Source organism: Acidovorax sp. FHTAMBA (assembly GCF_038958875.1).
GTDB lineage: Bacteria > Pseudomonadota > Gammaproteobacteria > Burkholderiales > Burkholderiaceae_C > Acidovorax.
On the sequence record NZ_CP152407.1, the window covers coordinates 121,991 to 147,812 of the forward strand.

Here is a 25,822-nt window from a genome sequence, read left to right on the forward strand (position 1 = left end):
TGCGCACACTGGCACCCTTGCCGACTGCGTTACCCTCGAAGCCATGTCCTCCGAAGTCACCCACCTGCCCGGCCGTACCCCGCTGGTGCTCGATTCCCCCCACAGCGGCACCCGATACCCCGCTGATTTTGGTTCGGCCTGCGATCTGCCCACCCTGCGCCGCGCCGAAGACACGCATGTCGAGAAGATCTACGCCTTTGCCCCCGCCCTCGGCGTGGCCTGGATCGAAGCCCATTTCCCGCGCATCTACCTGGATGCCAACCGCGACACCACCGAGCTGGACACCAGCCTGCTCGACGGCGAATGGACCGAGCCGGTCTCCACCGAGCCCGCGGTGCTCAGCAAGGTGCGCCTGGGCAAGGGGCTGATCTGGAAGTTCACCGACGAAGGCGAGCCGATCTACAACCGCCAGCTCTCTGTGGCCGAGGTGCGCGCGCGCATTGAGCGCTGCTGGCGCCCCTACCACGCTGCCGTGCAACAGGCCATTGCCGCCGCGCACGCGTGCCACGGCTACAGCATCCACATCAACTGCCACTCGATGCCCGCCGTGGCGGGGCGCTTTGCCACCGAATTTCCGGGCCTGGTGCACGCCGACTTTGTGGTGGGCGACCGCGACGGCACCACCGCAAGCCCCGCGCTGTCGGCCCTGGTGTGCGAGCACCTGCGCGGCTGTGGTTACAGCGTGGAGCACAACCACCCCTACAAGGGCGTGGAGCTGGTGCGGCGCTACAGCAACCCGGCAGAGCACCGCCACAGCATCCAGCTGGAGATCAACCGCCGGCTGTACATGGATGAGCACACGCTGGCACAGCACCCCGAAGGCATGGCGCGCCTGCAGGCCGACCTGAAGGCGCTGGTGCACAAGCTGCTCGCCACCGATCCACGCTGACCGTCCAGCGCCTGCCAGGTCACAGCCAAACCTGCGCCGCACCGGCGCAGGACCACTGCGGCGGCCCGATGTGCGCGATGGATACGCCAGGCCCGAGTGCCTCCTAAAATCGCGGCACAGGCGCGGCGCCAGACCACAGCCACCCACCAGGAGACAACCCCCATGCGCATCCTCATTGCCGAAGACGACCAGGTGCTGGCCGATGGCCTGCTGCGCACGCTGCGCGCATCGGGGGCCGTGGTGGACCACGTCGCCAGCGGCAGCGAGGCCGACGCGGCCCTGCTGACCAACAACGAGTTCGACCTGCTCATCCTCGATCTGGGCCTGCCCCGCATGCACGGGCTGGAGGTGCTGAAAAAGCTGCGCGGCCGGGGCTCGGCCCTGCCGGTGCTGATCCTCACCGCGGCCGACAGCGTGGAAGAGCGCGTGAAGGGCCTCGATTTTGGCGCCGACGACTACATGGCCAAGCCCTTTTCCCTGCAGGAGCTGGAGGCGCGCGTGCGTGCGCTCACGCGCCGGGGCATGGGCGGCACCAGCAGCGCCATCAAGCACGGCCCGCTGGTGTACGACCAGGCGGGCCGTGTGGCCACCATCGACGGCAAGATGGTCGAGCTGTCGGCGCGCGAGCTGGGCCTGCTCGAAGTGCTGCTGCAGCGCGCTGGGCGCCTGGTCAGCAAGGAGCAGCTGGTGGAGCGCCTGTGCGAATGGGGCGAAGAGGTGAGCAACAACGCCATCGAGGTCTACATCCACCGCCTGCGCAAGAAGATCGAGGGCGGGCCCATCCGCATCGCCACGGTGCGCGGCCTGGGGTACTGCCTGGAGAAGATTCCCGGATAGTCAAAAAAATGATAGCTACTCGCGCTTGATGGATAAGCGCCAGAGGCCAATTTCATTCAAAACCCACCACGGCGACTGCCTTGAAAATCTTCCAGCGCGAGCAGCGCTCCCTGTTTGGCGAGATCCTGGACTGGATGCTCACGCCGCTGCTGCTGCTGTGGCCCGTGAGCCTGGCGCTGACCTGGCTGGTGGCCCAGGGCCTGGCCAACAAGCCTTTTGACCGCGCACTCGAATACAACGCCCACGCGCTGGCCCAGCTGGTGAGCGTCTCGCGGGGCAAGGCCCAGTTCAACCTGCCCCAGCCCGCCACCGAAATCCTGCGGGCCGACGATTCCGACATCGTGTACTACCAGGTCATCGGCCCTGGGGGTGAATTCCTCTCGGGCGAACGCGAACTGCCCCAGCCGCCTGCGGATGAAATTCCCCAGTCGGGCGAGGTGCGGCTGCGCGATGCGGAGCTGCGGGGCATCGATATCCGCATCGCCTACATCTGGGTGCGGCTGCCGCTGGAGGACACGCCCGTGGCGCTGGTGCAGGTGGCCGAAACCCGCGAAAAGCGCAGTGTGCTGGCCACCGAAATCATCAAGGGCGTGATGCTGCCGCAGTTCGTCATCCTGCCGCTGGCCGTGCTGCTGGTGTGGCTGGCGCTGGCGCGCGGCATCCAGCCGCTGAACCAGCTGGAGCAGCGCATCCGCGCGCGCAACCCCGACGACCTCTCGCCACTGGACGACCGCACCGTGCCGCTGGAGGTCGCGCCGCTGGTGTCGTCGGTGAATGATCTGCTCACACGCCTGAACGACTCGCTGGCCACGCAAAAGCGCTTTCTGGCCGACGCGGCCCACCAGCTCAAGACCCCCCTGGCAGGCCTGCGCATGCAGGCCGACCTGGCCCAGCGCGAAGGCACCAGCACCGAGGAGCTCAAGCGCTCGCTGCAGCAGATCGGCCGCTCGAGCATCCGCGCCACGCACACCGTCAACCAGCTGCTGGCGCTGGCGCGCGCCGAGGGCAGCGGCGTGGGCATTGCCCGCCAGCCCTGCGACCTGGCACGGCTGGTCATCGAGGTGGTGCGCGACTCGGTGCCGCGCGCGCTGGAAAAGCACATCGACCTGGGCTACGACGGCGCCGAGCCCGGCTCGCCCGGGATGGTGCTGGACGGCAACCCCACCTTGCTCAAGGAGCTCGTGCGCAACCTGGTGGACAACGCCATCAACTACACGCCCTCCACGCCCGACAAGCCCGGCGTGGTTACCGCACGCGTGCTGGCCGACACCTTTGGCCATGTGCTGCTGCTGCAGGTGGAAGACTCGGGCCCCGGCGTGCCCGAGGCCGAGCGCGAGCTGGTGTTCCAGCCCTTCTACCGGGCGCTGGGCAGCGAGGCCGATGGCTCGGGCCTGGGCCTGCCCATCGTGCTGGAGATCGCGCGCAAGCACGACGCCGAGGTCACGCTGGAAGACGCGCGCCCCGGGCACCACCCGCCGGGCGCGCGCTTCAGTGTGCGCTTTGCAGCGCGCGATACCGTTGTGCCGGGCTGATCGCGTCGCGGCCAAGGGCGGACATCAACGGTGCGGGAACGCCTGCGCCCCGCCGTACCGCCTATCCGTCAGCTGCAGGCCCGCAGCGTCTTGCCGGCCATGGCGGTGCGCAGGGGTTCGAGCTGCGGGCGCAGCGCGTCCGTCACCGCGGGCAGGCGCAGCGTGAAGCCGGTGGCGTCCGGCCGCTCCTGCAGCACACGCGCCGTGCGCACGCCCTTGTTGGCCAGATTGGTGAGCTCGCGCTCGGCCGCTTCCTTGGACGAGAAACGCCCCAGCGACAGGCCGTATTCCAGCGTGCCACCGGCGCGGTCGTGGTCCACCTTGCGGGCGCGCAGCTCGGCGCGCTTGCGGTCCATCGTCTCCAGGTCATCAAAGCGCCCCATGTACACCATCCAGCGGCCGGGGATGGGGGTGGGGTCCAGCTGCCAGCTGCCCTGCGGCAGCGGGGCCAGCGTGGCGCGCAAGGTCTCGGCCTGGCGCTCGTCAAACACCCCCGCCTGCAGGCATTCCGCGGCGTCGGATGCAGACGGGGACGACGGCGCAGAACTGGCGTTGCTGCTGGCCACCGCCACGCCGGAGGGCGCAGACTGCGAGGACGATGAGGGCGCAGTGCGGCTGGGGTTCACACGCAGGATCTGCAGCGTCTCGGGCCGGATCTGCTGGTTCATGCGCTGGGGCTCGGCCTGCTCCTCAGGGGCAAAGCCCCAGTCCTTGAGCAGCCCCTGCGACCACGCGTAGTAGCCCGCGTTGGCCAGCAGCAGCACGATCACGGCAAGTCGGAGCATGGGGCGCAGCCTTTCAGGAACATCGGAATCAACAAAAGCAGCATCTTCACACCGGTGGCACCGCAGTGGGCCGCACGCTGATTTCAGCGCTGGTGATGGCCTGCATGCCGCCCGCCGTATGCACCAGCAGCGCACCATCGTCGCCCACGCCATGCGCGGTGCCGGTGTGGCCGTCGCTCAGCGTCACTGCGCGGCCCTGCAGCACGTCGCGTGCCGCAAAGCGGGGCTGCATGGGGCCAAATCCGTAGCCTTCAAACGAGCGCAGCATGGCCACCAGCGGCGGCACGATGCGCAGCAGGGCGGTGGGCGCGTCCATGCCCGGCTCCACCTCCTGCAGGCTGCCGGGCGGCATGCTCATGCCCTCGGCACTGCGCGGCAGCACGTTGATGCCAATGCCCACCACCACATAGCGTGCGGTGCCTGCATGGCCTGGTGCAATCGCCGTCTGGGGCGCCACAAAACTCGCAGTCTCCACCAGAATGCCGCCCAGCTTGCGGTCGCCCGCCACGCCGCCCAGCCAGAGGTCGTTGGGCCACTTCAGGCCGACGCGGGCCGGCTGGTGAGTGCCCAGCGGCGGCAGCACGGGCTGCAGGCTCTCGGCCACGCTCACGCCCACGGCCAGCGACAGGCCGGACCAGTCCTTGGGGGCCAGCGGCAAGCCCAGGGACATCATGAGCGAAGCCCCGACGTCGCTTTGCCAAACCCGCCCCAGCCGCCCGCGCCCGGCCGTCTGCTGCTCGGCCACCAGCAGGGTGGGGTCGCACTGGCCGTTGCGCGCGCGGCGCATCAGCTCGGTGTTGGTGGAGTCGATGGTGGGCAGCACCTCGACGGTAAAGCCCGGCAGCAACGGTGACACCGCCTCCCAGATGGCCTCGGCGGGCCAACGGATCGGGGACGTGGCGTTCACTGGCTGCGGCCCCGCGGCTTGGTCTTCTGGGGCGCCTTGGGCGCCTTGGGGGCCTTGGCAGCCTTTTTGGAAGAAGACGGCCTGGACGGCGGCAGCGGCACCGGCGGCGCCCAGCCGCGCTTGGGCGCCAGCAGCGTGCCCCGGCAGTTCTTGCTGCCGCACCAGCAGGGGTATTCGGCCTTGAGCTTCGGGGTGTAGCGCTCTTCAATGATCAGGCCGTAGTCGTAGTTCAGCTCTTCGCCCGCCTGGATGTTGCGCAGCGCGGTGATGAAAATGCGGCCGTCGCGTTCGTCGGCGTAGCAGTTGGGGTTGCAGCTGTGGTTGATCCAGCGCGACGAATTACCGCCGAACTTTGCGTCGATCACGTGGTCTTCATCCACATGAAAGTAGAACGTGTGGTTGGGCTGCAAGGGGTCGTGCGGGTGCCGGTCCTGCGCCTCCTGCCAGCCGATCACTTCACCCGTGTATTCGACAAGGACTTCGCCCTCTGCAATATCCTGCACGGCAAAAACGCCCTTGCCATGCACGCCCGAGCGCCGGGTCTGGATGCGACGCCCCTGCGCGGGGGTCGGGGTTGCAGGCGGTGCGGTGCGGGGCATGGCAAAAACTCTGTTAACTTGATAGTGCACACATGTGTGCGTGCGCGTGTATGCGTGTGCATGCGCGTGAGAGACGAATTGTAGAAGCGCCCGGAACCCGGGCAACCAGAACGACTGGCGAGAGCCCCAAAATGACCAAGACCCTGGTAATTGCAGAGAAACCCTCGGTAGCGCAAGACATCGTGCGCGCCCTCACGCCCGTGGCGGGCAAGTTTGAAAAGCACGACGAACACTTCGAAAACGACCGCTATGTAGTCACCAGCGCCGTGGGCCACCTGGTGGAGATCCAGGCGCCCGAAGAGTTTGACGTGAAGCGCGGCAAGTGGAGCTTTGCCCACCTGCCTGTGATTCCGCCGTACTTTGACCTCAAGCCCGTGGACAAGACCAAGACGCGCCTGAACGCAGTCGTCAAGCAGGCCAAGCGCAAGGACGTGACCGAACTCATCAACGCCTGTGACGCGGGACGCGAGGGGGAGCTGATCTTCCGCCTGATCGAGCAGTACGCCGGGGGCAGCAAGCCCGATGGCAAAGGTCTTGGCAAGCCCGTCAAGCGCCTGTGGCTGCAGTCCATGACGCCCCAGGCCATCCGCGATGGCTTCGATGCGCTGCGCAGCGAGCAGCAGATGGCAGGCCTGGCCCACGCCGCGCGCAGCCGGTCTGAAGCCGACTGGCTGGTCGGCATCAACGGCACCCGCGCCATGACGGCCTTCAACTCGCGCGACGGTGGGTTCTTTTTGACCACCGTGGGCCGCGTGCAGACACCCACGCTCTCGCTGGTGGTGGAGCGCGAAGAAAAGATCCGCAAGTTCATCAGCCGTGACTACTGGGAAATCCACGCCACCTTTGGCGCCCAGGCCGGTGAATACCCCGCCAAATGGTTCGACCCCAAATGGAAAAAATCGGAAGACGTGGAAGCCCGCGCCGACCGCGTGTGGTCTGCATCGGAAGCCCAGGCGATTGCCAACGCCGTGCGCGGCAAGCAGGCGACGGTCACCGAAGAGAGCAAGCCCACCACGCAGGCGTCGCCCCTGCTGTTCGATTTGACCAGCCTGCAACGCGAGGCCAACGGCAAGTTCGGCTTTTCTGCCAAGACCACGCTGGCGCTGGCGCAAAGCCTGTACGAGCGCCACAAGGCCCTGACCTACCCGCGTACCGACTCGCGCGCGCTGCCGGAAGACTATCTGCCCGTGGCCAAGCAGACCTTCGAGATGCTGGCCGACAGCGGCATGCGCCACCTGGCGCCGCACGCGCTCACCGCGCTGAACAACAACTACGTGCGCCCGTCCAAGCGCATCTTCGACAACAGCAAGGTGAGCGATCACTTTGCCATCATCCCCACGCTGCAGGCGCCCAGCGGCCTGAGCGAGGCTGAGCAGAAGCTGTACGACCTGGTCGTGCGCCGCTTCATGGCCGTGTTCTTCCCAAGCGCCGAATACACCGTCACCACGCGTATTTCCACTGTGGCTCCACACAGCTTCAAGACCGAAGGCAAGGTCTTGGTCAAACCTGGCTGGCTGGCCATCTACGGCAAGGAAGCGGCTGACGAAGTCGAAGGCGGCAAGGACGGCGACAAGGGCCAGAACCTGGTGCCCGTGAAGCCTGGTGAAATGGTCAACACCCTGCAGGTGGACCCCAAGGGCCTCAAGACCAAGCCCCCCGCCCGCTACTCGGAAGCCACGCTGCTCGGTGCCATGGAAAGCGCTGGCAAGCAGATCGACGACGACGAGCTGCGCGAAGCCATGCAGGAAAAAGGCCTGGGCACGCCCGCCACGCGCGCAGCCATCATCGAAGGCCTGCTGACCGAAAAATACATGCTGCGCGAAGGCCGCGAGATCATCCCCACGGCCAAGGCCTTCCAGCTCATGACGCTGCTGCGCGGGCTGGAGGTGGAAGAACTGTGCCGCGCCGACCTCACGGGCGAATGGGAGTTCAAGCTCGCACAGATGGAAAAGGGCCTGCTCACGCGCGAATCCTTCATGCAGGAGATCGCCGCCATGACCGAGCGCATGGTGAAAAAGGCCAAGGAATACGACCGCGACACCATCCCCGGCGACTACGCCACACTCGAATCGCCGTGCCCCAACTGCGGCGGCGTGGTCAAAGAGAACTACCGCCGCTTTGCCTGCGTGGGCAAGCCCGGCTCGGAAGGCTGCGGCTTCAGCTTCGGCAAATCGCCCGCAGGCCGCACCTTTGAAACGGCCGAGGCCAACGCGCTGCTGCGCGACAAGAAGATCGGCCCGCTGGAAGGCTTCCGCTCCAAGGCGGGCTGGCCTTTCACGTCCGAGATCGTCATCAAGTACGACGACGAGGCGCACAACTACAAGCTCGAATTCGACTTTGGCGACGACAAGAAGGGCGAAGAATCTGGCGAGATCGTGGAGTTTGAAGACGCATCACTCGGCGCGTGCCCCATTTGCGGCTCGGAAGTGCATGAGCACGGCAGCAACTACGTGTGCAGCAAGGCCGTGCCCACCGCCGCCCAGCCCACGCCCAGCTGCACCTTCAAGAGCGGCAAGATCATCCTTCAACAGCCTGTGGAGCGCGAGCAGATGACCAAGCTGCTCGACACCGGCAAGACCGACCTGCTCGACAAGTTTGTGAGCATGCGCACCCGCCGCGCCTTCAAGGCCCACCTGGCGTGGGACAAGGAGGCGGGCAAGGTCAACTTCGAGTTTGCACCGAGCAAGTTCCCGCCGCGCCCAGGCGCTGCTGCAAAAACAGGAGCTGGTGGCGCAGGCAGGACAAGCGCTGCAGCCAAAAGAGCCTCAAAGCCTGCTGCCGCCAAGAAGGCCCCGGCCACCAAGACCGCAGCCGCCAAGGCACCCCGCAAGGCCGCCGCAGGCAAGGCCCCCAGTGCTGCCCTGGCTGCCGTGATCGGCTCCGAACCGGTGGCCCGCCCCGAGGCCGTGAAGAAGATGTGGGAGTACATCAAGGCCAACAACTTGCAGGACCCCAAGGACAAGCGCACCATCGTCGCCGACGACAAGCTGCGCGCCGTGTTCGGCAAGGACAGCGCGGGCATGTTCGAGCTGGCCGGCATTCTGGGCAACCATCTGGGAGGCGACGCAGCATGAAACACCACCACGACTTCGCCCGACACAGCGCCACCAGCGTCAGAGCATCCGGCTGGCGTAGGCTGGTGCTGGCTGTTGCTGCTGCGGCGGCACTTGCGGGCTGCGACAGCCTGCCCGCACGCACCAGCGCTGGTGACGCAGCCGGTGCGCGCGAGCCCTCGGGCATCACCGTCTACGGCACCATGGACGTGGGCGTGCAGCGCCAGCGCTGACGCCGCTGGCTCCCGCCCCGGTCTGTCGTCGGTCCTGATCCGCCACACCCCCGCATGCGCAGCCGCTCGGAACGCACGGTCCTCACCGCCATAGCGGTGATTCTCGTTGCCGCTGCCGCCGCCGCGTGGTGGACGCACGACCAATGGTTGCCCCACGCCGGGCCCTGGGCCGAGCAGGCCTGGAAAAAGATCACCCGCCCGGGCCCCGAAACGCTGCCGCCCGGCAAGCAGCAACCTGCTGCACGGGCCGGCGCCGTACAGGGTGGGGCATCCCAACCGCTGGCTGCGCAGCCTCGCAAGTGCGTGCAGGACGGCCGCACCACCTACACCGACCAGCCTTGCCCCAAAGGGGCGCAGGAGCAGCCGGTGGACGGCGCCGTCACATCGCTCCCCCGCGCGCAGTAAATACGTGCACTGAAGAGTTCACGGCCGGCCTGCGCGGACAAGTCGCATTTTTCCTAGCCGTCCACAGGGTGTGCGGATTCAATCGGTGCATTGATCCACTGTCCGGGCCTCCACGTGGGAGGCCCCATACAACAATGCACAACCACCGGTACCTGCGCACCTTTTTTCTTCTCCTGGCTCTTGCCGGCCTGGCAGTCCCCTGGTATTTCAACGCGGTGTATTTCCTGTCGGGGGGCAGCGTGATGCCCGGGGTTTTCTGGAGCGATGCCTTCGCCAACCCGCTCACCACGGCCATCACCCTGGATGTGTACTTGGCGGCTGGGGCGTTCTCCGCCTGGGTTGCCGCTGACGGCACCCGGGGCGCCTGGCGCTGGGCCTACATCGCCGCCTGCTGGTGCCTGGGCCTGGCCTTCGCCATGCCGCTGTACCTGGCTCAGCGTCTGCGGACCAATTCCTGATCGCCTTGCAGGTGCGCCAGCGCCTGCTGCGCCTGCACACCGATCTTCATGGGCCATTGCGCACTGACCGGGGTGCGCGTGCCTTGCACCAGCGCCCGCAACGGGTGGCCCGCGAGCCTGCGCACGTCGCGCCCCATGTGCGACTGGTCGTAATAGCCTTCGTCGGCTGCCAGCTCTGCCCCGGCAACCGTACTTCCCGGCGCGGCAAGCGCATGCCCCAGCGCGCTGTTCATGCGCGCAATCACCTCAAACTGCTTGGGCGCCATGCCCCAGTGCGCCACAAAGCGCCGTTCGAATTGCCGCTGGCCCAGGCCCATGCGATGGCCCATCGCAGCCAGCAAGGCCAGCCCCTGCAGCCGTTGCGATTCACAGGGCGACGGCGGTGCAACCGTTTGCCGGACAAACTGGCACAGCACCTCCAGCCGCGCGCCATCGCCTGCTGTGGCCCTCACTGCGTGCTCCACTTCGGCCCACCGGGGGCCAGCCAGTTCCGCCAGCGGGCGCGCTGTGTTGACCTGCCCACGCGCGTTGGCAAAAAGCGCCGCCGCTGCCGCAGGCTGCAGCACCAGCCCCACTGCTCGCACCGGGCCGCCGTGCTCGTACACGGTGGGCGTGGTGCTGGCGCTGATCCAGGCCGAAGGTGGCACCAGCGCGCCACGGCAGTGCACTTGGCCCGCCAGCCGCACCACCAGCATGCTCGACACCATCGCCGGGAAATGCGACTGCGCCAGCGTTGCCGGGGCATCGACCACCACCGCGCCTACCAGCCAGGGTTGCAGATCAGGGGGTACGGGCACAAAACGCTGCATGGCCGGATTCTGCACACCCGCGCCAGCCAGTGGCCGAACCAGCCACCCGTGCGACATGTGCCTGCGGTACCGCCCGTCTATCCTTGGCGGTTCAGCACTCGCCCCACCGCACCTCAATCCCACGCACCATGCAGCAAGCGCAAACCCCCACCCGATCCCTCCCCCTCGCAGGCGCCACCAATTTCCGTGACCTCGGCGGCTATGTGGGCCACGGCGGGCGCCCGGTGAAATGGCGCCGCATCTTCCGCTCCGACCACCTGGCGGGCCTGACGCCCGAAGACCAGGCCCTGCTGGCCCACCTGGGCGTGGCCCGCGCGGTGGACTTTCGGGGCCAGGCCGAAAGCGCCGCCTATGCCTATGCGCTGCCCGGCGTGGCCTACCACCCGCTGCACATCGAGCCCACCGTGGTGCAGCGCGCACTGGAGCTGCAACGCACCGGCCGCCAGCTCACCGCGCAAGACGCCGTGGGCCTGATGCAAGACACCTACCGCGGCTTTGTGCACGACAACGCGCCGCGTTTTGCCGAGCTGTTCCGCCTGCTGCTGGCCAGCGATGCACCCACCGTGTTCCACTGCACCGCAGGCAAAGACCGCACCGGCTTCGCCGCCGCCCTCATCCTGCTGACACTGGGCGTGCCGCGTGACGTGGTCATGCACGACTACCTGCTCACCAACGCGCTCTACCAGCGCCCGCCCGGCATGGGCAGCCACGCGCCTGAAGAAGTGCTGCGCGTGCTGTGGCGCGTGCAAGAGGAGTTTCTGGACGCCGCCCTGCACTTGGTGGACAACGACTTTGGCGGCGTGCAGCCGTATCTGGTGGATGTGCTGGGTGTGGACGCCGCCGCCCAGAAGGAGCTGGCGGGGCGTTACCTGCAGGCGGCTTGAGCTGCCGATGGCGCCTGCTGGCCGCGCCTGCCCGGTTTACCCCGGGCTTTGCTGCGGCTGCGCCGTCACGGCGCGCTGTTGGCGCACGCGCCAATACAGCCACCCCACAATCGACAGATTCAGCAGATTCCACCCCATGCCGTTGATGAACGCCGCCTGGTAGCTGCCCGTTACGTCAAAAATCCAGCCCGACATCCAGCCCCCCAGCGCCATGCCGATCAGCGTGGCCATGATCACCGCGCCCACGCGGGCACCGGCCTCCTGCGGGGCAAAGTACTCGCGGACGATGATGGCGTAGGCGGGCACGATGCCGCCCTGGAACAGCCCGAACATGGCCGAGATCACATACAGCGGCACCAGCCCGTCAAACGGAAGAAATAGCGCCAGCCCCACGCCCTGCAAGGCCGAACCCAGCAGCAGCGTGCGCACGCCGCCAATGCGATCGCAGATCACGCCCGACACCAGGCGGCTGACAATGCCGCACGCCAGCATCAGCGACAGCATCTCGGCCCCCCGCGCCGCGCCAAAACCCAGGTCGGTGCAATAGGCCACGATGTGCACCTGCGGCATCGCCATGGCCACGCAGCACGCCACACCCGCCACGCACAGCAGCAACTGCGCGTGCACCGGGCGCAGGCCAAACGGGCGGCTGCGGTCGAGCCACAACGCTGTGGGCGCCACACCGTCTGCCGCACCATGCGCCGACGCGGCCGGTGCAGGGGCCGCATCCATCTGCACCACCGGCGCGCGCTGGCGCATGCGCAGCGCCAGCAGCAGCATGCCCACGCCACACACCAGCCCCATCAGCACATAGGTGTGGCGCCAGCCAATCGACTCGATGCCGTGCTGCACGATGGGCGGCCATAGCGCGCCCGCAATGTAGTTGCCGCTGGCACAGATCGCCACCGCAATGCCGCGCCGCCGGTTCCACCACAGCGCCGTGTCGGCCAGCAACGGCGCAAACGTGGCCGACGCACCAATCAGCCCCATCAACCCGTGCGCCAGCCCAAACCCCCAGATGCTGCCCGACAGCCCCGCCCACACAAACCCGCCACACACGGCCACCGCGCCCACGCACAGCACCGGCATCAACCCGTGCCGGTCGGCCATGCGGCCCGTCCAGATGCCGCCCAGCCCCAGGCACACCATCATCAGCGTGTAGGGCAGCGACGCATCGGCACGGCCCACGCCAAACTCGGCCTGCACGGCGGGCAGCACCACCGACACCACATACATGCTGCTGTTGCCCAGCACCACCAGGCCCAACGTGGTCAGCAGGCGCCACGCGGCCGTGCGCGAATCAATCAGGGATGCGGGGGCGGCGACAGAGGAGGACGAAGAGGAGTTCGGCATGCGGGGCAATTTACCCCACGGCACTGCGAGGACTTGCAGGGCGGCGCCAGTGCTCGCTGAGTGCAAGTACGCAGTGCGTTGATAGATATTATTTTTATAGCTGTTGGCGCTTGCTGGATAAGCGTCAGAGGCCAATTTGGCTCCAAACCTGGCGCTTGACCCCCGCCTCAAGCTGGCTGCGCACGGCCAGCACGAACGCCGAGTCGCGGGCCTTTATGGAGTAGTACAGCGCCACGCAGGTGCGCGCGGCGGCGGGCCGATCACCCGTTTGCGCTCGCCGTCTTGCACGGGGCGGCCGATCTGATGGAGCCGACAGCGCCAGGCACGTGAAGCCCTCTGGTAAGGCAAGGGTGACATCGCCCCGGAGGCGCCGGACCCTGCAGGCGGGTTAAAGTGCCCGGCGGCGCAACAGGCGGCGCGAACCAGTCGCTTCCAAACCCATTCCACACGAGCCTGGCAGCCCTCGGCCTTTTGGCGCGACGGCACCCCTGGCTTTTCCCCTTTTCACCACTCACCGGACCACCCCATGACCAGCCCCATGTACTCCCACTCGGTTCCCGTCCTCAAGCAGATGCTGACCGCGTTGAAATCCATTCTTGCGCAAGCGAGCGAATACGCAACCACCAAGTCGATCGAGCCCGACGCCTTGCTGCAGGCACGGCTGGCGCCCGACATGTTTCCGTTGCTCAAGCAGGTGCAGATTGCCGCCGACTTTTCCCGCGGCATCGCGGCGCGGCTGGCGGGGGTGGATGTGCCGGTCTTTGCAGGCGAAGAAAAAAGCTTTGCCGATCTGGATGCGCTGCTGGCGCAGACCCTGGCCTTTTTGGACAGCGTGAACGCAGCACAGTTTGAAGGCAAAGAAGGTGTTGAGATCGTCCTGCGCCCTGGCACGCCGAAAGAGAAAAAGCTCAGTGGGCAGGCCTACCTGGCGAACTATGGTCTGCCGCAGTTCTTCTTTCATGTGACAACGGCCTACGACATCCTGCGCCACAACGGGCTGCCCATTGGCAAGCGCGACTACATGGGCGCTTATTGATGATCTGAACATGTTCGGCACGGCGCTTCACAGAACGTTGTGCTGGGCATTGCGGCCGGGCTTTGTGCAGGTGCTGCCCGCTATGCTCCCCCACCAACGAAACACGCTACACGGTGACCGCCATGCACGACATCATCTGCCCCCACTGCAACAAGGCGTTCAAGGTGGACGAAACCGGGTATGCCGACATCCTCAAGCAGGTGCGCGACGCGGATTTCGCAGCGCAGCTGCACGAGCGGCTGGAGCTGGCCGAGCAGGACAAGCGCAATGCGGTGGCGCTGGCACAGGCCCAGGTGGCCAATGAGCTGCAAAAGGCGGCAGCGGCCAAAGATGCCGAGATTCTGGCCCTGAAGGCCCAGCTGGGCGCGGGCGCGGTGGAGCGCGACCTGGCGGTGGCGCAGGCCCTGAGCGCAGTGGAAAAGCAGCGCGATGCGCTGGAAAACAAGCTGGTGAGTGAGCTGGAGCGCGCGCGGCAGGCGCAGCAGGCAGCGGACCAGCTGGCACAAGCACGGCTGGCGCAAGAGCTGCAGGGCGTGGCTGCCAAAAAAGACGCGGAGATTCAGCAGCTCAAATCACAGCTGGACGCTGCCGAAGTGGCGCGCAGATTGGCGGTGACCGAGGCGGTCACCGTGGTGGCCCGCGAGCGCGATGAGATCAAGAACGACCTGAACCTGGTGGTGGTGAAAAAGCAGCTGGAGGAGGCCGCCATCAAGGAGCAGTACGCCTTGCAGCTGCGCGACCGCGATGGCGAGATTGCGCGCCTCAGGGACATGAAGGCGCGCCTGTCCACCAAGATGGTGGGCGAGACGCTGGAGCAGCACTGCGAGACGGAGTTCAACCGCATCCGCGCCACGGCATTCCCCCGCGCGTATTTCGAGAAGGACAACGACGCACGCAGCGGCAGCAAGGGCGACTACATCTTTCGCGACGCGGACGAGGCGGGCAACGAGATCGTCTCGATCATGTTCGAGATGAAGAACGAGAGCGACGAAACCGCCACCAAGAAGCGCAACGAAGACTTCCTCAAAGAGCTGGACAAGGACCGCAACGAAAAAGGCTGCGAGTACGCGGTGCTGGTGTCGCTGCTGGAGCCCGAGAGCGAGCTGTACAACACCGGCATCGTGGACATGTTCTACCGCTACCCCAAGATGTACGTGGTGCGGCCGCAGTTCTTCATCCCCATCATCACGCTGCTGCGCAACGCTGCGATGAAGTCGTTGCAGTACAAGTCGGAGCTGGCGCTGGTGAAGGCGCAGAACCTGGACATCACCAGGTTCGAGTCGCAGCTGGAGGAGTTCAAGGGCGCGTTCGGGCGCAACTGGCGCCTGGCGTCCGATGGGTTTGAAGAAGCCATCAAGCGCATTGACGAGGCGATCAAGGACCTGGAGAAGACCAAGGAGGCGCTGCACAAGTCGGCCAACAACCTGCGCCTGGCCAACGACAAGGCCGAAGACCTCACGATCAAGAAGCTGACCCGCGGCAACCCGACGATGGCGGCCAAGTTTGCGGAGCTCAAGCAGTTGGGGATTGCGGACGGCCAGTGATGCAGGGCCGGGCACTCATTGCCAGCGCCCGCGGCACCCTACCAGGCACGCGGCACCTTGTCGGCCTTTTTTTCCACCGGGTTGGCCAGCAGCCAGTTGGCGGCGTACTGGCGCATGAATTCCTTGGCTTTTTCGGGCCGCGCTGTCAGCCAGGCGTCGTAGGCGCCTTCGTTCAGGATGGCGGGCATGTTCTTTTCGCTGCCCGGCTGGCCGTAGCGGTGCAGCAGGGCGTGGTTGTTGGCGTTTACCGTGAGCAGGCAGTAGCTGATGATGACCTCGCCATCGGAGTCCTGCCAGCGCGCCCACAGGCCCGCCACGCCCATGGGCTTGCCGTCCACGCGGGCGATGCGCGTGGGCACGGCCTTGCCGCCGTTGCGCAGGTCGTCTTCGTAGAACGCCATCATGGGCACGATGCAGCGCTGGCCGTTCAGCCACGCATCGCGGAACGCCGTGCCCGTGGATGCGGTGTCGGACTTGGCGTTGACCAGCTTGGGCGCGCGCAGCTTCGCGTCGGACGCCGACTTGACCCAGTGCGGCACCAGGCCCCACTGCCCAGTCACCAGCACGCGGCTGGGGTTGGCGTCTGCGGCAGCGGCCTCGGGCACTGTGGCCGAGGGCGGCTGCGCAATGGCGGCCGCCGTGGCCGCATGCACGATGAAGCAGCCCGGCTTGCGCGGCCACAGATGGCGTTCGACCGCCAGGTCGGCGGGCTCGACCGCGAAGGCCTCGCGGTAATTGTCGGCAGCGGGCAGGGTTTCGTAGTGGGTGGTCATGGGGCGATGGTAGCGCGTGGCGCACAAGCAATTTGCATCAAACAGGCCTCAAGCGCTTGTCTGACATGCGCGAACAGCTATGAATATCGTAGCTTTTGCAGCCGTGTGAACCCGCAGCACCGGCCGTTGCGTGATGTACATCAAGCCGGTTGTCGCCTGCGTTGTGACGTGCGTCGGCGGTGTTTTCACAATGGCTGCATGGACTTCGCACCTTCTCCCCTGGCCCGGCAACTGCGCGATCGCCTAGTGGCGTTCATGGACCGCTACCTTCTGCCCTACAACGCCGCCTGGCATGCCGCAGTGCAGGCCGGCGACTACCCGCCCCCGTTTCTGGAAGACCTCAAGGCGCTCGCGCGCGAGGAGGGGCTGTGGAACCTGTTTTTGCCCACGCTGCGCGATGACGAGCCCGGCACGCGCCTTGCCAACCTGGACTACGCGCCGCTGGCCGAGACCATGGGCCGCCTGCCCTGGGCGGCCGAGGTGTTCAACTGCCATGCGCCCGACACCGGCAACATCGAGCTGCTGCACCGCTTTGCCACGCCGGCACAGCGCGCCGCGTGGCTCACGCCGCTGCTGGAGGGGCGCATACGCTCGGCCTTTGCGATGAGCGAGCCCGATGTGGCCTCGTCCGACCCCACCAACCTGCAGACCACGGTGCGGCGCGATGGTGGCGACCTGGTGCTCAACGGCCGCAAGTGGTTCATCACCGGGGCCGCGCACCCGCAGTGCCGGCTGCTCATCGTGCTGTGCCGCAACGCCGATGCAGATAGCGCCGACAGCCACCGCCGCCACAGCATGGTGCTGGTGCCCGTGGACACGCCGGGCGTGCAGATCGTGCGCAACATCAGCGTGCTGCACCACCATGCGCCCGAGGGGCATTGCGAGATCCTGTTGCAGGGCGTGCGGGTGCCTGCGGACCACCTGCTGGGCGACTGGGGCGCGGGCTTTGCCATGGCGCAGGCGCGCCTGGGGCCGGGGCGCGTGCACCACTGCATGCGCACCATCGGACAGTGCGAGCTGGCCCTCACCCTGGCCACCGGCCGTGCGCTGGAGCGCACGGCGTTTGGCAAGCCGCTGGCCGAGCAGGCCAATGTGCAGGAGTGGATTGCCGAGTCGCGCATCGAGATCGACCAAGCGCGCCTCTTGGTGCTGCACGCGGCCTGGCTGCTGGACCAGGGCGAATCAGCCGATGGGGCCGATGCCCGGCAGGTGCGTGCCCAGGTGGCCGCCATCAAGGTGGTGGCCGCGCGCCTGCAGCAGCGTGTGGTAGACCGTGCCATGCAGATATTTGGCGCCATGGGCCTGTCGCCCGACACGCCGCTGGCGGCGTTCTGGACATGGGGCCGCGCGCTGCGGCTGATGGACGGGCCGGACGAGGTGCACCTGCGCACCGTGGCGCGGCACGAGCTGGCGCAGGCGCGTGCGCAGCTGGGCGGCTCGGCGGCTTGGTTCACCACGCCCGAGCAGTTGCGCGCGCCGCCGCACCTGAGCGCGTAGGTCAGGAGGGCCTTGCGCGCGCCCCCGCGCGGGTGTGGCAAACCGGGCAGACGTCAGGACTGTGCGCTGTGCGCGGCTGCAGCGCGCGGTGCCGAGGGCGCCAGCACCACCCGGTTGCGCCCCAGCGACTTGGCGGTGTACAGCGCCTGGTCAGCACGCTCCAGCGTGTGCTCGATCGTGTCACCGGGCAGGTGCAATGCCAGTCCTGCGGACACCGTCATGCGCAGCACGCCCGTGGCGTGCGGGATCTCCATGGCCGCCACGGCCTGGCGCACACGCTCGAGCAGCTCGCGCGCATCGGCAAGGCGGGTGTCGGACAACAGCAGCACGAACTCTTCGCCCCCCCAGCGCGACAGCACATCGGTGTCGCGCACACTGGAGCGCACCACGCCCGCAAAGGCCTGCAGCGCGCGGTCGCCCGTGGCGTGGCCGTGGTTATCGTTCACGCGCTTGAAATGGTCGATATCGAGCTGCGCCAGCACCATGGGCCGCCCGCTGCGCTGGCTGCGGCGGCGCTCCAGGTCCATCAGGTCCTGCATGGCGCGGCGGTTGGCCAGGCCGGTGAGTTCGTCGCGGGTGGCCAGCTCGCGGTTGACGGCCAGCGCCTGGGCCAGTGCCTCACGCTTCTCATGCAACCGTGCACGGATGCGCTGGATGCGCAGGTTCAGCGTGATGCTGCCGCCCAGCACGATCAGCACCATCAGGGCGTAGGCGGTATCCAGATAGCCCGATGGGCTGGCGTTGAAACGCATCGTGGCGGCCACCGCACACATGAAGGCGAGCAGCACATACACGCCGATGCCGATCACCTCCGCCACGGTCAGGCCGAACGTACCGAAGAAAAGAATCATGGCCAGCACGGCGGGCACCACCCCGCGCGCATCACCGGCAATCACGTAGGCCACGGCGCCGCTGGTGATGGTCCAGACCATCTGGGGCACGGTCAGGGACGGGTCGTTGAGCCGGGCGGTTCCGCCCGAACGGATGAACGCGGTCATCACCGCCAGGCCGCCCACGGACAAAGCCACCCACCAGTTGACCGCCACCGAACTCACGGAGCTGCTGTACGCCGCCACCATGAGCATGACCCCCGAGCTGCAGACCATCAGCACGAGGGCCAGCAGCGCCATGCCCACCAGCGTACGCCGCTGTGGATCGGTGGAGAGGATCACATCCGTGATGCGTTGCCAGCTGGAACGTGTGCGCAAGGGGTGCTCCTGTCGAAGCGGTGACGCCATGGGGGTCGGGGGGCTGGCACTGTGGGGCGGTGCGATAACCGACGGTTTTAGTCCGCCATTCTAGGCGCGGGGGTGGCCTGCGTACAGCCCCACGCCTGCGGCGCGCTGCCTACGACTGCAGCGTGAGCGCCGCCAGGGCTGCCAGCGGCGCCGTCTCGGCACGCAGCACCCGCGGGCCCAGCGTGACCGGTGCAAAGCCATGCTGCAGCGCCAGGTCTTCTTCGGCCCCACTCAGCCCGCCTTCCGGGCCGGAGAGGAACACCACCGGCCCGGAAGGCGGGCTCAGGGCGGCCGCCGTGTGCAGCGGCGCCGTGCCCGCGCGCAGCGACAGCAGCAGGCGCTGCACGTCCAGCGCGGGAGCCTGGACCTGGGTGCGCGCCCAGCCTGCCAGGTCCACGGCGTTGTGCACCACCGGCACGCGGTTGCGGCCGCACTGCTCGCAGGCGGCCACGGCCACGGCCTGCCAGTGGGCGATTTTTTTCTCGGCCCGCTCGCCCTTGAGCTTGAGCACGCTGCGCTCGGCCACCAGCGGGGTGATGCTGGCCACGCCGAGTTCGGTGGCTTTTTCCACCAGCCAGTCCATGCGCTCGTTGGCGGTGATGCCCGCCAGCAGATGCACGGCACGGGGCGCCTCGCGTTCCACCGCGTGGTGGGTGCCTACCAACACGCGCACGTCGCTGCGGCCCATCTTCAGCACGGTGGCCTCAAATTCGCCGCCCTCGCCGTTGAAGAGCATCAGCGCGTCGCCCGGCTGCAGGCGCAGCACCTGCACGTGGCGGGCGGCGCCCGGCGGCAGGTCCAGTTCGAGACCGGTGGCCAGGGGGGCGGGGCAGTGAAAGCGCGGCATTTGCTAGCTTATTGATAGCTTTCAGCGCTTGTCACATAAGCGCTGGAGCCTGATTTTTCTTGAAACTGTGCTGGACCTTTGCCAGGCTACATGCGGCCGTAGGCAAAGCCGGTGACCGGCTCGGTGCCTTCGATCTGATCGAGCATCTTGAGCAGCGGGCCCAGCTGGCGGTAGCGGTTGGCGGTGGCGCGGATGTAGGCCATGAACCGCGGCGCGTCGGCCAGGTACTTGGGCTTGCCGTCGCGCAGCGTGAGCCGCGCAAAGATGCCCGCCACTTTGAGGTGGCGCTGCAGGCCCATCCATTCCACCGCGCGGTAGAACTCGCCAAAGTCATCGCCCCAGCCGCTGGCGCTGCTCGCGCCCAGCAGGCCGGCCTTGCGCGCCTTTTCCCAGTAACGCACGGTGATGTCGATGACGAATTCTTCTTCCCAGCTGATGAAGGCATCGCGCAGCAGGCTGGCGATGTCATAAGTGATGGGGCCGTAGACGGCGTCCTGGAAGTCCAGCACGCCCAGGGGCCCGCCCTGTTCGGTGGGGGCCATCAGGTTCCGGGTCATGAAGTCGCGGTGCACATACACGCTGGGGGCAGCCAGGTTGTGCGCCACGATGGCGTCAAAGGCGCTGGCCAGCGTGGCCTGCTGCTTGTCGTCCAGGGTGACGGCACGGTGCCTGGCCAGGTACCAGTCGGGGAACAGCGCCAGCTCGCGGCGCAGCAGCGCCTCGTCGTAGGCGGGCAGCACGCCGGGTTGTGAGGCTTTTTGCCACTGCAGCAGCACATCGGTGGCCTGCTGGTACCACGCGTAGGCGTCCTGGGGTCTTTCGGGGTTCAGCCGCTCGATCACGGTCTGGTGGCCCAGGTCGGTCAGCAGCATGAAGCCGGTGGGCTCATCCCAGGCCAGGATCTGCGGCACGTTCAGCCCGGCGGCGGCCATCAGGCCCTGCACCTGCACGAAGGGCTTGCAGTTCTCCTTGTCGGGCGGAGCATCCATCACGATGCGGCTGGGACCCGTGGCGCTGTCGATGCGCAGGTAGCGCCGAAAGCTCGCGTCCGCCGAGGCCGGGCGCAGCGTGGCGGGCAGCAGCTGATGCGGGCCCGCCAGGGGCGCCAGCCAGGCCTCAAAGGCCGCCTGGCGCGCCGGGTCGGGCCAGGTGACGGAAGCTGCTGAAGGGGTTGCCACGGCCGTGCCCAAGGGCGGGCAGGCGGGAGAGGGGGAGGATGGGTGGCTCATGGATAATCTGATTTTACAAACCCGCTCCCCCAGCCTCTGGGGTGGGCGGGTTCCTCCGTTGATCTGCCCCTGCCCATCGCCCCACGTGCCACGCTGCCACCCCCCCACCGTGCAGACCTCCTTCCTCCGGCCCCGGCCCGCACGGCTGCGGCCACCCGTTCCCCAGGTTCTGGCCTGGGGCGTGGCGCTGGCCTGGTGTGGGCTGCCGGTGCAGGCCCTGGCACAGGCGGGGCAGGTGCCGCCCGCCAGCGCGTGGGATGCGCCCGTGGCGCTCAAAAGCTCGCCCCTGCTCCAGGAAAAGATTCCCGAGGCCGTACGCCCCCAGTTGCCGGTCTTCGTGACCGGTGACCGCATCGAAGGCCAGACCGACCTGAACGCCGTCATCGAGGGCAACGCCGAGCTGCGCCGGGGCGACACGGTGATCCGCGCGGACCGGCTGGACTACAACGTGCCCGAAGACCTGGCCCGGGCCCAGGGCAAGGTGCGCATCAACCGCGCCGGCAATGTGTATGAAGGCACAGCGCTCGAGCTGCGCGTGGACGCTTTCGAGGGCTTTTTCAGCGACGCGCGCTACCAGTTTCTGGCCACCCAGGCGCACGGCGACGCCACGCGCGTGGATTTCATCGACCGCAACCGGGCCGTGGTGCACAACGCCACCTACACCACCTGCGAACGCGGCAATGAAGACAGCTGGCAGCCCGACTGGGTGCTGCGCGCCGCCACCATCCGCATCGACAACGTGGAAGAGGTGGGCACGGCCGAAGACGCCGTGCTGGAGTTCAAGGGCGTGCCGATCCTGCCCGTCCCGTACATCACGTTTCCGCTGTCGGAAAAGCGCAAGTCCGGCCTGCTGCCGCCCACCATTGCGCTCGACAGCCGCGACGGCCTGGCCTACCTGCAACCCTATTACTGGAACATTGCGCCCAACCGCGACGCCACGCTGCGCGCCGCAGTGATGACCAAGCGCGGCGCCAACCTGGGCGGCGAGTTCCGCTACCTGGAGCCCAGCTATACCGGCCAGATCAGCGGCGACGTCATGCCGTCTGACCGCTTGCGCGACCGCCTGCGCTGGAACTTCTCGGGTCAGCACCAGGGCCACTTCGACACCGCCATCGGCGCGCTGGGGCTGAACCTGAACGTCAACCGCGTGAGCGACGACAACTACTGGCGCGACTTTGGCCGGGCCGCCGAGCCACTGCGCCAGCGCCTGCTGCCGGGCGATGCCTCGCTGCACTGGGGGCGCGATGACATGACGGCCTCGGTGCGCACCCTCAAGTGGCAGACCCTGCAGGACGTCAACTCACCCATCGTGCCGCCCTATGACCGGCTGCCGCAGCTGCGGTGGCGCTATGCGCCTTCGCAGCTCGGTGGCGGGCTGGATGCCAGCGTGGAACTGGACACCACGCGATTCCAGGCGGCCCGCGAGCTGACGGGCCAGCCCAATGCGAACCGCAGCTATGCGATGGCGCAGGTCAGCCGGCCGTTTCTGGCGCCTGCGGGTTTCATCACGCCGCGCCTGCAGGTGCACGCCACGCAGTACCAGTTTGATTCGGCACTGTCGAACGGGCAGCGGTCGGCCCAGCGCACCCTGCCCACCTTCAGCTTGGACAGCGGGCTGGTGTTCGAACGCGATGCCGCGTACTTTGGCCGTGCCTTCTTGCAGACGCTGGAGCCGCGCGCCTTCTACACCTACACGCCCTACCGCGACCAGAGCATGCTGCCCGTGTACGACACGGCCGCCAACGACTTCAACTTCGCCACCATCTACACCGAGAACGCCTTCGGCGGCAACGACCGGCTGGCCGACAACAACCTGCTCACCCTGGGCGTGACCACCCGCCTGCTGGACCCGGACACCGGTGCCGAGGCAGCGCGTTTTGGCATGGCGCAGCGGCTGCGGTTCTCGGACCAGAAGGTCACGCTGCCCGGCGGCGGGCCCGTGAGCGAGCGCCTGTCCGATTTGCTGCTGGGTGCCGGCATCAACTGGACGCCGCAGTGGGGCTTTGACTCCACCGTGCAGTACAACCCGAAGACGCGCCGCTCGATCCGCTCCACCATCGGCGCGCGCTACAGCCCGGGCAACTACCGCACCGTGAGCGCCGCCTACCGCCTGCAGCGTGGCACCAGCGAGCAGATCGACATCGGCTGGCAGTGGCCGCTGAACGACCTGTGGGGCGACAAGGGCAAGGATCTGGGTGCGGGCCGCGGGCAAGGTGGCGGGCGCTGGTACAGCGTGGGCCGCCTGAACTACAGCCTGCAGGACAGGAAGCTCGTGGACACCGTGGTGGGCCTGGAATACGACAGCTGCTGCTGGATTGGCCGTGTCGTGCTGGAGCGCCTGCAAAGCAGCGTTACCACCTCGAACACACGCCTGCTGTTCCAGATCGAGTTTGTGGGCTTCTCGCGCCTGAGCCTGGGCGCAAGCCCGCTGGAAACCTTCAAGCAAAATGTGCCGCGCTACCAGAACCTGCGTGAGCAGGTCACCACGCCCAGCCGTTTCAGCAACTACGACTAACGCAAAACGCTCAACGCCATGAATCACCGTGTCATTGCCCTGGCCCTTGCCACCCTGGCCTCCCTGCTGTCCCAGGGTGCCCTGGCCCAGGGCCTGCGTCCCTCTGGCGCTCCGTCGGCCTCCGGGCTGACCACGCGTCCGGCGGCCACGCCCTCCATCACGCTGCCAGCCCCCACCCAGGGCAGCAGCAGCTCGGCGCCACGGCAGGCGGATTACATCGTCGCTGTGGTCAACTCCGAGCCGGTGACCAACAACGAAGTGCGCTCGCGCCTCGCACGCGCCGAGGCGCAGCTCGCACAGCAAGGCGGCGCCATGCCACCGCGCCAGTTGCTGGCCCGCGAGGTGCTGGAGCGCATCATCGTGGAACGCGTGCAGCTGCAGCAGGCGCGCGAGCTGGGCGTCAAGGTGGATGACTTTGCGATCTCGCAGACTGAGCAGGCCGTGGCGCGCCAGAACAACCTGTCGGTCGAGGACCTGCTCCGCCGCCTGGCGCGCGATGGCATCACCCAGGAACGCTTTCGCGAGGACCTGCGCAACCAGTTGCTGCTGCAGCGCCTGCGCGAGCGCGAGGTGGAAGCGCGCGTGAAAGTGACCGACCTGGATGTCGACCAGTACCTGCGCGAACAGCAAAAGGGCACCGACGTCACGTCGATGGAAATCAACCTGGGCCATGTGCTCGTCCTGGTGCCGGAGAACGCCACCCCCGTGCAGGTGGCCGAGCGCCAGGCACGCGCCCAGAGCGCGGCCGACAAGGTGCGCGCAGGCGAAGACTTTGCGGCGGTGGCCCGCGAGTTTTCCGACGCGCCAGAGGGGCAGCGTGCGGGCGGCCAGCTGGGCCTGCGCCCGGCCGACCGGTACCCCGAGCTGTTTGTGACCTCCACGCTGGGCCTGCCCGTGGGCAGCATCGTTGGGCCCGTGCGTTCGCCTGCAGGGTTCCATGTGCTCAAGGTGATCGAGCGCGTCACGGCCGGCGTACCCTCCACGGTGGCGCAAAACCGTGCGCGCCACATCCTGCTGCGCACCGGCCCGCAACTGTCTGAATCGGCGGCCGCCGAGCGCCTGGCCGAATACCGCCGCCGCGTGCAAATGGGGCAGGCCGACTTCGCCACGCTGGCCCGCGAGCATTCGCAGGATGGAAGCTCCAAGGAGGGTGGGGACCTGGGCTGGGCCACGCCGGGCCGGTATGTGCCTGAATTCGAGCAGGCCCTGAACGCGCTCAAGCCCGGCGAGATCAGCGAACCCGTGGTGTCGCGCTTTGGCGTGCACCTGATCCAGCTGCTGGAGCGGCGCGAGGCCAGGCTGAGCCAGCGCGAACAGCGTGAGATGGTGCGCGACACCGTGCGCGAAAAGAAGCTCGACGAGGCCTACGCCACGTGGGCGCAGGAGCTGCGCGGACGGGCCTATGTCGAGTACCGCGACCCGCCACAATGAAGCATATTCCCCGCAAGCGCTTCGGGCAGCATTTCCTGTCCGACAAGGGCATCATTGAAGACATCGTGCAGGCCATTGCGCCCCAGCCCGGCCAGCCCATGGTCGAGATCGGGCCGGGCCTGGCGGCACTGACCCAGCCGCTGGTGGAGCGCCTGGGGCGGCTCACCGTCATTGAGCTGGACCGTGACCTGGCCTTGCGCCTGCGGCTGCATGGCCAGCTCGACGTGATCGAGTCCGATGTGCTGAAGGTCGATTTCACCGCGCTGGCACAGGCCATGCGGGAAAAAACCGCGCAGCCCGCCCTGCGGCTGCGGGTGGTGGGCAACCTGCCCTACAACATTTCCACACCCATCCTGTTCCATCTGCTGGACCATGTGCAGGTCATCGAAGACCAGCACTTCATGCTGCAAAAGGAAGTAATCGACCGCATGGTGGCAAAACCCGCCACCGGCGACTACGGGCGCCTGTCGGTGATGCTGCAGTGGCGCTACGCGATGGAAAACGTGCTCTTCGTGCCGCCCGAGAGCTTTGACCCGCCCCCGCGCGTGGACAGCGCCGTGGTGCGCATGGTCCCGCATGCCGAACCAGCACCGTTGTCGATGCCACTGCTGGAAGAACTGGTGCAGGTGGCCTTCAGCCAGCGCCGCAAGCTGCTGCGCCACACGCTGGGCCGCTGGCTCGAAGCCCGCCAGTTTGCCGGCCACTTCGACACCCAGCGCCGCGCCGAAGAAGTGCCCGTGGCCGAATTTGTGGCTCTGGCGCAGGAATGCTCATAAATCAATAGCTATCAGCGCTTACTGAATAAGCGATGAAGCCTAATTTGACCAAAAAGCGTAGCAACTAGCGCGCCCCAAGCCTGCGACCGCCGCGCAAGGGCCGCCCCGCCGCGCTGGCGGTGTCCCCCTTCCCGGCGAAGCCGAGAGAAGGGGGAAGGCGCAAAGCGCCTCAGGGGGATGGTCCGAGTTACG

Annotated in this window: 23 protein-coding genes; 14 read left to right on the plus strand and 9 right to left on the minus strand. The window is 67.3% G+C overall.

Annotation, left to right across the window (positions count from 1 at the left end; all coding sequences use genetic code 11):
• The first annotated feature begins 43 nt into the window (after positions 1-43).
• From AAFF19_RS00530 to AAFF19_RS00540, 3 genes are all read left to right on the plus strand, one after another.
• Positions 44-889, plus strand: coding sequence for an N-formylglutamate amidohydrolase (locus AAFF19_RS00530; protein ID WP_034693315.1), 846 nt, complete (start codon positions 44-46; stop codon positions 887-889).
• A gap of 162 nt (positions 890-1,051) precedes the next feature.
• Positions 1,052-1,726 (plus strand): response regulator transcription factor, encoded by a 675-nt coding sequence (locus AAFF19_RS00535; RefSeq protein WP_008903811.1) that lies wholly within the window; start codon positions 1,052-1,054, stop codon positions 1,724-1,726.
• An 80-nt stretch (positions 1,727-1,806) separates the two neighbouring features.
• Positions 1,807-3,258, plus strand: coding sequence for a sensor histidine kinase (locus tag AAFF19_RS00540; RefSeq protein ID WP_008903810.1), 1,452 nt, complete (start codon positions 1,807-1,809; stop codon positions 3,256-3,258).
• Positions 3,259-3,326: 68 nt separating this feature from the next.
• Here the strand turns inward: AAFF19_RS00540 and AAFF19_RS00545 are convergent, their stop codons facing one another.
• From AAFF19_RS00545 to AAFF19_RS00555, 3 genes are read right to left on the minus strand one after another with little or no spacing between them, the layout of a single operon-like run.
• A complete protein-coding gene (locus tag AAFF19_RS00545) occupies positions 3,327-4,043 on the minus strand; it encodes an SPOR domain-containing protein (RefSeq protein WP_008903809.1) in 717 nt (238 codons plus the stop codon).
• Positions 4,044-4,089: 46 nt separating this feature from the next.
• The gene (locus AAFF19_RS00550; RefSeq protein ID WP_008903808.1) at positions 4,090-4,950 is read right to left on the minus strand and encodes a biotin--[acetyl-CoA-carboxylase] ligase; all 861 of its coding nucleotides are present in this window, start codon (positions 4,948-4,950) and stop codon (positions 4,090-4,092) included.
• Positions 4,947-5,549: an SET domain-containing protein-lysine N-methyltransferase gene (locus tag AAFF19_RS00555; protein ID WP_008903807.1), complete on the minus strand. Its 603-nt coding sequence runs from the start codon at positions 5,547-5,549 to the stop codon at positions 4,947-4,949. Before AAFF19_RS00555 ends, AAFF19_RS00550 begins: the two co-directional genes overlap by 4 nt.
• Positions 5,550-5,680: 131 nt before the next feature.
• On the opposite strand from AAFF19_RS00555, the gene AAFF19_RS00560 reads away from it, so the two are divergent.
• The 4 genes from AAFF19_RS00560 to AAFF19_RS00575 all read left to right on the plus strand — a co-directional run bounded on the left by AAFF19_RS00560 (position 5,681) and on the right by AAFF19_RS00575 (position 9,698).
• Positions 5,681-8,623 carry a DNA topoisomerase III gene (locus tag AAFF19_RS00560; protein ID WP_342721051.1) on the plus strand — a complete coding sequence of 981 codons (2,943 nt, stop codon included), beginning with the start codon at positions 5,681-5,683 and terminating at the stop codon, positions 8,621-8,623.
• Entirely contained in the window at positions 8,620-8,835 is a 216-nt protein-coding gene (locus AAFF19_RS00565) for a hypothetical protein (RefSeq protein ID WP_008903806.1), read from the plus strand. Before AAFF19_RS00560 ends, AAFF19_RS00565 begins: the two co-directional genes overlap by 4 nt.
• Positions 8,836-8,889: 54 nt before the next feature.
• Positions 8,890-9,240: a DUF4124 domain-containing protein gene (locus AAFF19_RS00570; protein ID WP_008903805.1), complete on the plus strand. Its 351-nt coding sequence runs from the start codon at positions 8,890-8,892 to the stop codon at positions 9,238-9,240.
• 134 nt (positions 9,241-9,374) lie between these two features.
• Positions 9,375-9,698, plus strand: coding sequence for a DUF2834 domain-containing protein (locus tag AAFF19_RS00575; protein WP_008903804.1), 324 nt, complete (start codon positions 9,375-9,377; stop codon positions 9,696-9,698).
• Here AAFF19_RS00575 and AAFF19_RS00580 read toward each other — a convergent pair.
• On the minus strand, positions 9,674-10,507 hold the full coding sequence (locus AAFF19_RS00580) for an AraC family transcriptional regulator (RefSeq protein WP_342721052.1): 834 nt from the start codon (positions 10,505-10,507) through the stop codon (positions 9,674-9,676). The two genes, AAFF19_RS00575 and AAFF19_RS00580, sit on opposite strands and share 25 nt — an antisense overlap.
• A 128-nt stretch (positions 10,508-10,635) precedes the next feature.
• Here AAFF19_RS00580 and AAFF19_RS00585 point away from each other — a divergent pair, with 128 nt between their 5' ends.
• A complete protein-coding gene (locus tag AAFF19_RS00585) occupies positions 10,636-11,391 on the plus strand; it encodes a tyrosine-protein phosphatase (protein WP_182120019.1) in 756 nt (251 codons plus the stop codon).
• A 36-nt stretch (positions 11,392-11,427) separates the two neighbouring features.
• On the opposite strand, the gene AAFF19_RS00590 is transcribed toward AAFF19_RS00585, so the two are convergent.
• Complete coding sequence (locus tag AAFF19_RS00590; RefSeq protein WP_342721053.1) at positions 11,428-12,744, minus strand: MFS transporter; 1,317 nt, start codon at positions 12,742-12,744, stop codon at positions 11,428-11,430.
• A gap of 526 nt (positions 12,745-13,270) precedes the next feature.
• Between AAFF19_RS00590 and AAFF19_RS00595 the strand changes: the two genes are divergently transcribed.
• Complete coding sequence (locus AAFF19_RS00595; RefSeq protein ID WP_008903015.1) at positions 13,271-13,780, plus strand: DUF1993 domain-containing protein; 510 nt, start codon at positions 13,271-13,273, stop codon at positions 13,778-13,780.
• Positions 13,781-13,902: 122 nt separating this feature from the next.
• Positions 13,903-15,324 carry a DUF2130 domain-containing protein gene (locus AAFF19_RS00600; RefSeq protein WP_034692577.1) on the plus strand — a complete coding sequence of 474 codons (1,422 nt, stop codon included), beginning with the start codon at positions 13,903-13,905 and terminating at the stop codon, positions 15,322-15,324.
• 38 nt (positions 15,325-15,362) lie between these two features.
• On the opposite strand, the gene AAFF19_RS00605 is transcribed toward AAFF19_RS00600, so the two are convergent.
• A complete protein-coding gene (locus AAFF19_RS00605) occupies positions 15,363-16,097 on the minus strand; it encodes an SOS response-associated peptidase family protein (protein WP_034692556.1) in 735 nt (244 codons plus the stop codon).
• Between the two features lie 198 nt (positions 16,098-16,295).
• Between AAFF19_RS00605 and AAFF19_RS00610 the strand changes: the two genes are divergently transcribed.
• On the plus strand, positions 16,296-17,594 hold the full coding sequence (locus tag AAFF19_RS00610) for an acyl-CoA dehydrogenase family protein (protein WP_008903012.1): 1,299 nt from the start codon (positions 16,296-16,298) through the stop codon (positions 17,592-17,594).
• 53 nt (positions 17,595-17,647) lie between these two features.
• Here the strand turns inward: AAFF19_RS00610 and AAFF19_RS00615 are convergent, their stop codons facing one another.
• The 3 genes from AAFF19_RS00615 to AAFF19_RS00625 all read right to left on the minus strand — a co-directional run bounded on the left by AAFF19_RS00615 (position 17,648) and on the right by AAFF19_RS00625 (position 20,908).
• Positions 17,648-18,802 carry a diguanylate cyclase gene (locus tag AAFF19_RS00615; RefSeq protein WP_342721054.1) on the minus strand — a complete coding sequence of 385 codons (1,155 nt, stop codon included), beginning with the start codon at positions 18,800-18,802 and terminating at the stop codon, positions 17,648-17,650.
• A 139-nt stretch (positions 18,803-18,941) separates the two neighbouring features.
• Positions 18,942-19,679: a 16S rRNA (uracil(1498)-N(3))-methyltransferase gene (locus AAFF19_RS00620; protein ID WP_342721055.1), complete on the minus strand. Its 738-nt coding sequence runs from the start codon at positions 19,677-19,679 to the stop codon at positions 18,942-18,944.
• A gap of 86 nt (positions 19,680-19,765) precedes the next feature.
• A complete protein-coding gene (locus tag AAFF19_RS00625; RefSeq protein ID WP_342721056.1) occupies positions 19,766-20,908 on the minus strand; it encodes a phosphotransferase in 1,143 nt (380 codons plus the stop codon).
• 145 nt (positions 20,909-21,053) lie between these two features.
• Here AAFF19_RS00625 and AAFF19_RS00630 point away from each other — a divergent pair, with 145 nt between their 5' ends.
• Genes AAFF19_RS00630 through rsmA form a run of 3 tightly spaced genes read left to right on the plus strand, consistent with a single transcriptional unit; the run spans position 21,054 to position 25,630 of the window.
• Complete coding sequence (locus AAFF19_RS00630; protein WP_342721806.1) at positions 21,054-23,423, plus strand: LPS-assembly protein LptD; 2,370 nt, start codon at positions 21,054-21,056, stop codon at positions 23,421-23,423.
• An 18-nt stretch (positions 23,424-23,441) separates the two neighbouring features.
• Positions 23,442-24,854 carry a peptidylprolyl isomerase gene (locus AAFF19_RS00635; RefSeq protein WP_342721057.1) on the plus strand — a complete coding sequence of 471 codons (1,413 nt, stop codon included), beginning with the start codon at positions 23,442-23,444 and terminating at the stop codon, positions 24,852-24,854.
• Positions 24,851-25,630 (plus strand): 16S rRNA (adenine(1518)-N(6)/adenine(1519)-N(6))-dimethyltransferase RsmA, encoded by a 780-nt coding sequence (gene rsmA, locus AAFF19_RS00640; protein WP_182120013.1) that lies wholly within the window; start codon positions 24,851-24,853, stop codon positions 25,628-25,630. Before AAFF19_RS00635 ends, rsmA begins: the two co-directional genes overlap by 4 nt.
• The last annotated feature ends 192 nt before the right edge of the window (positions 25,631-25,822 follow it).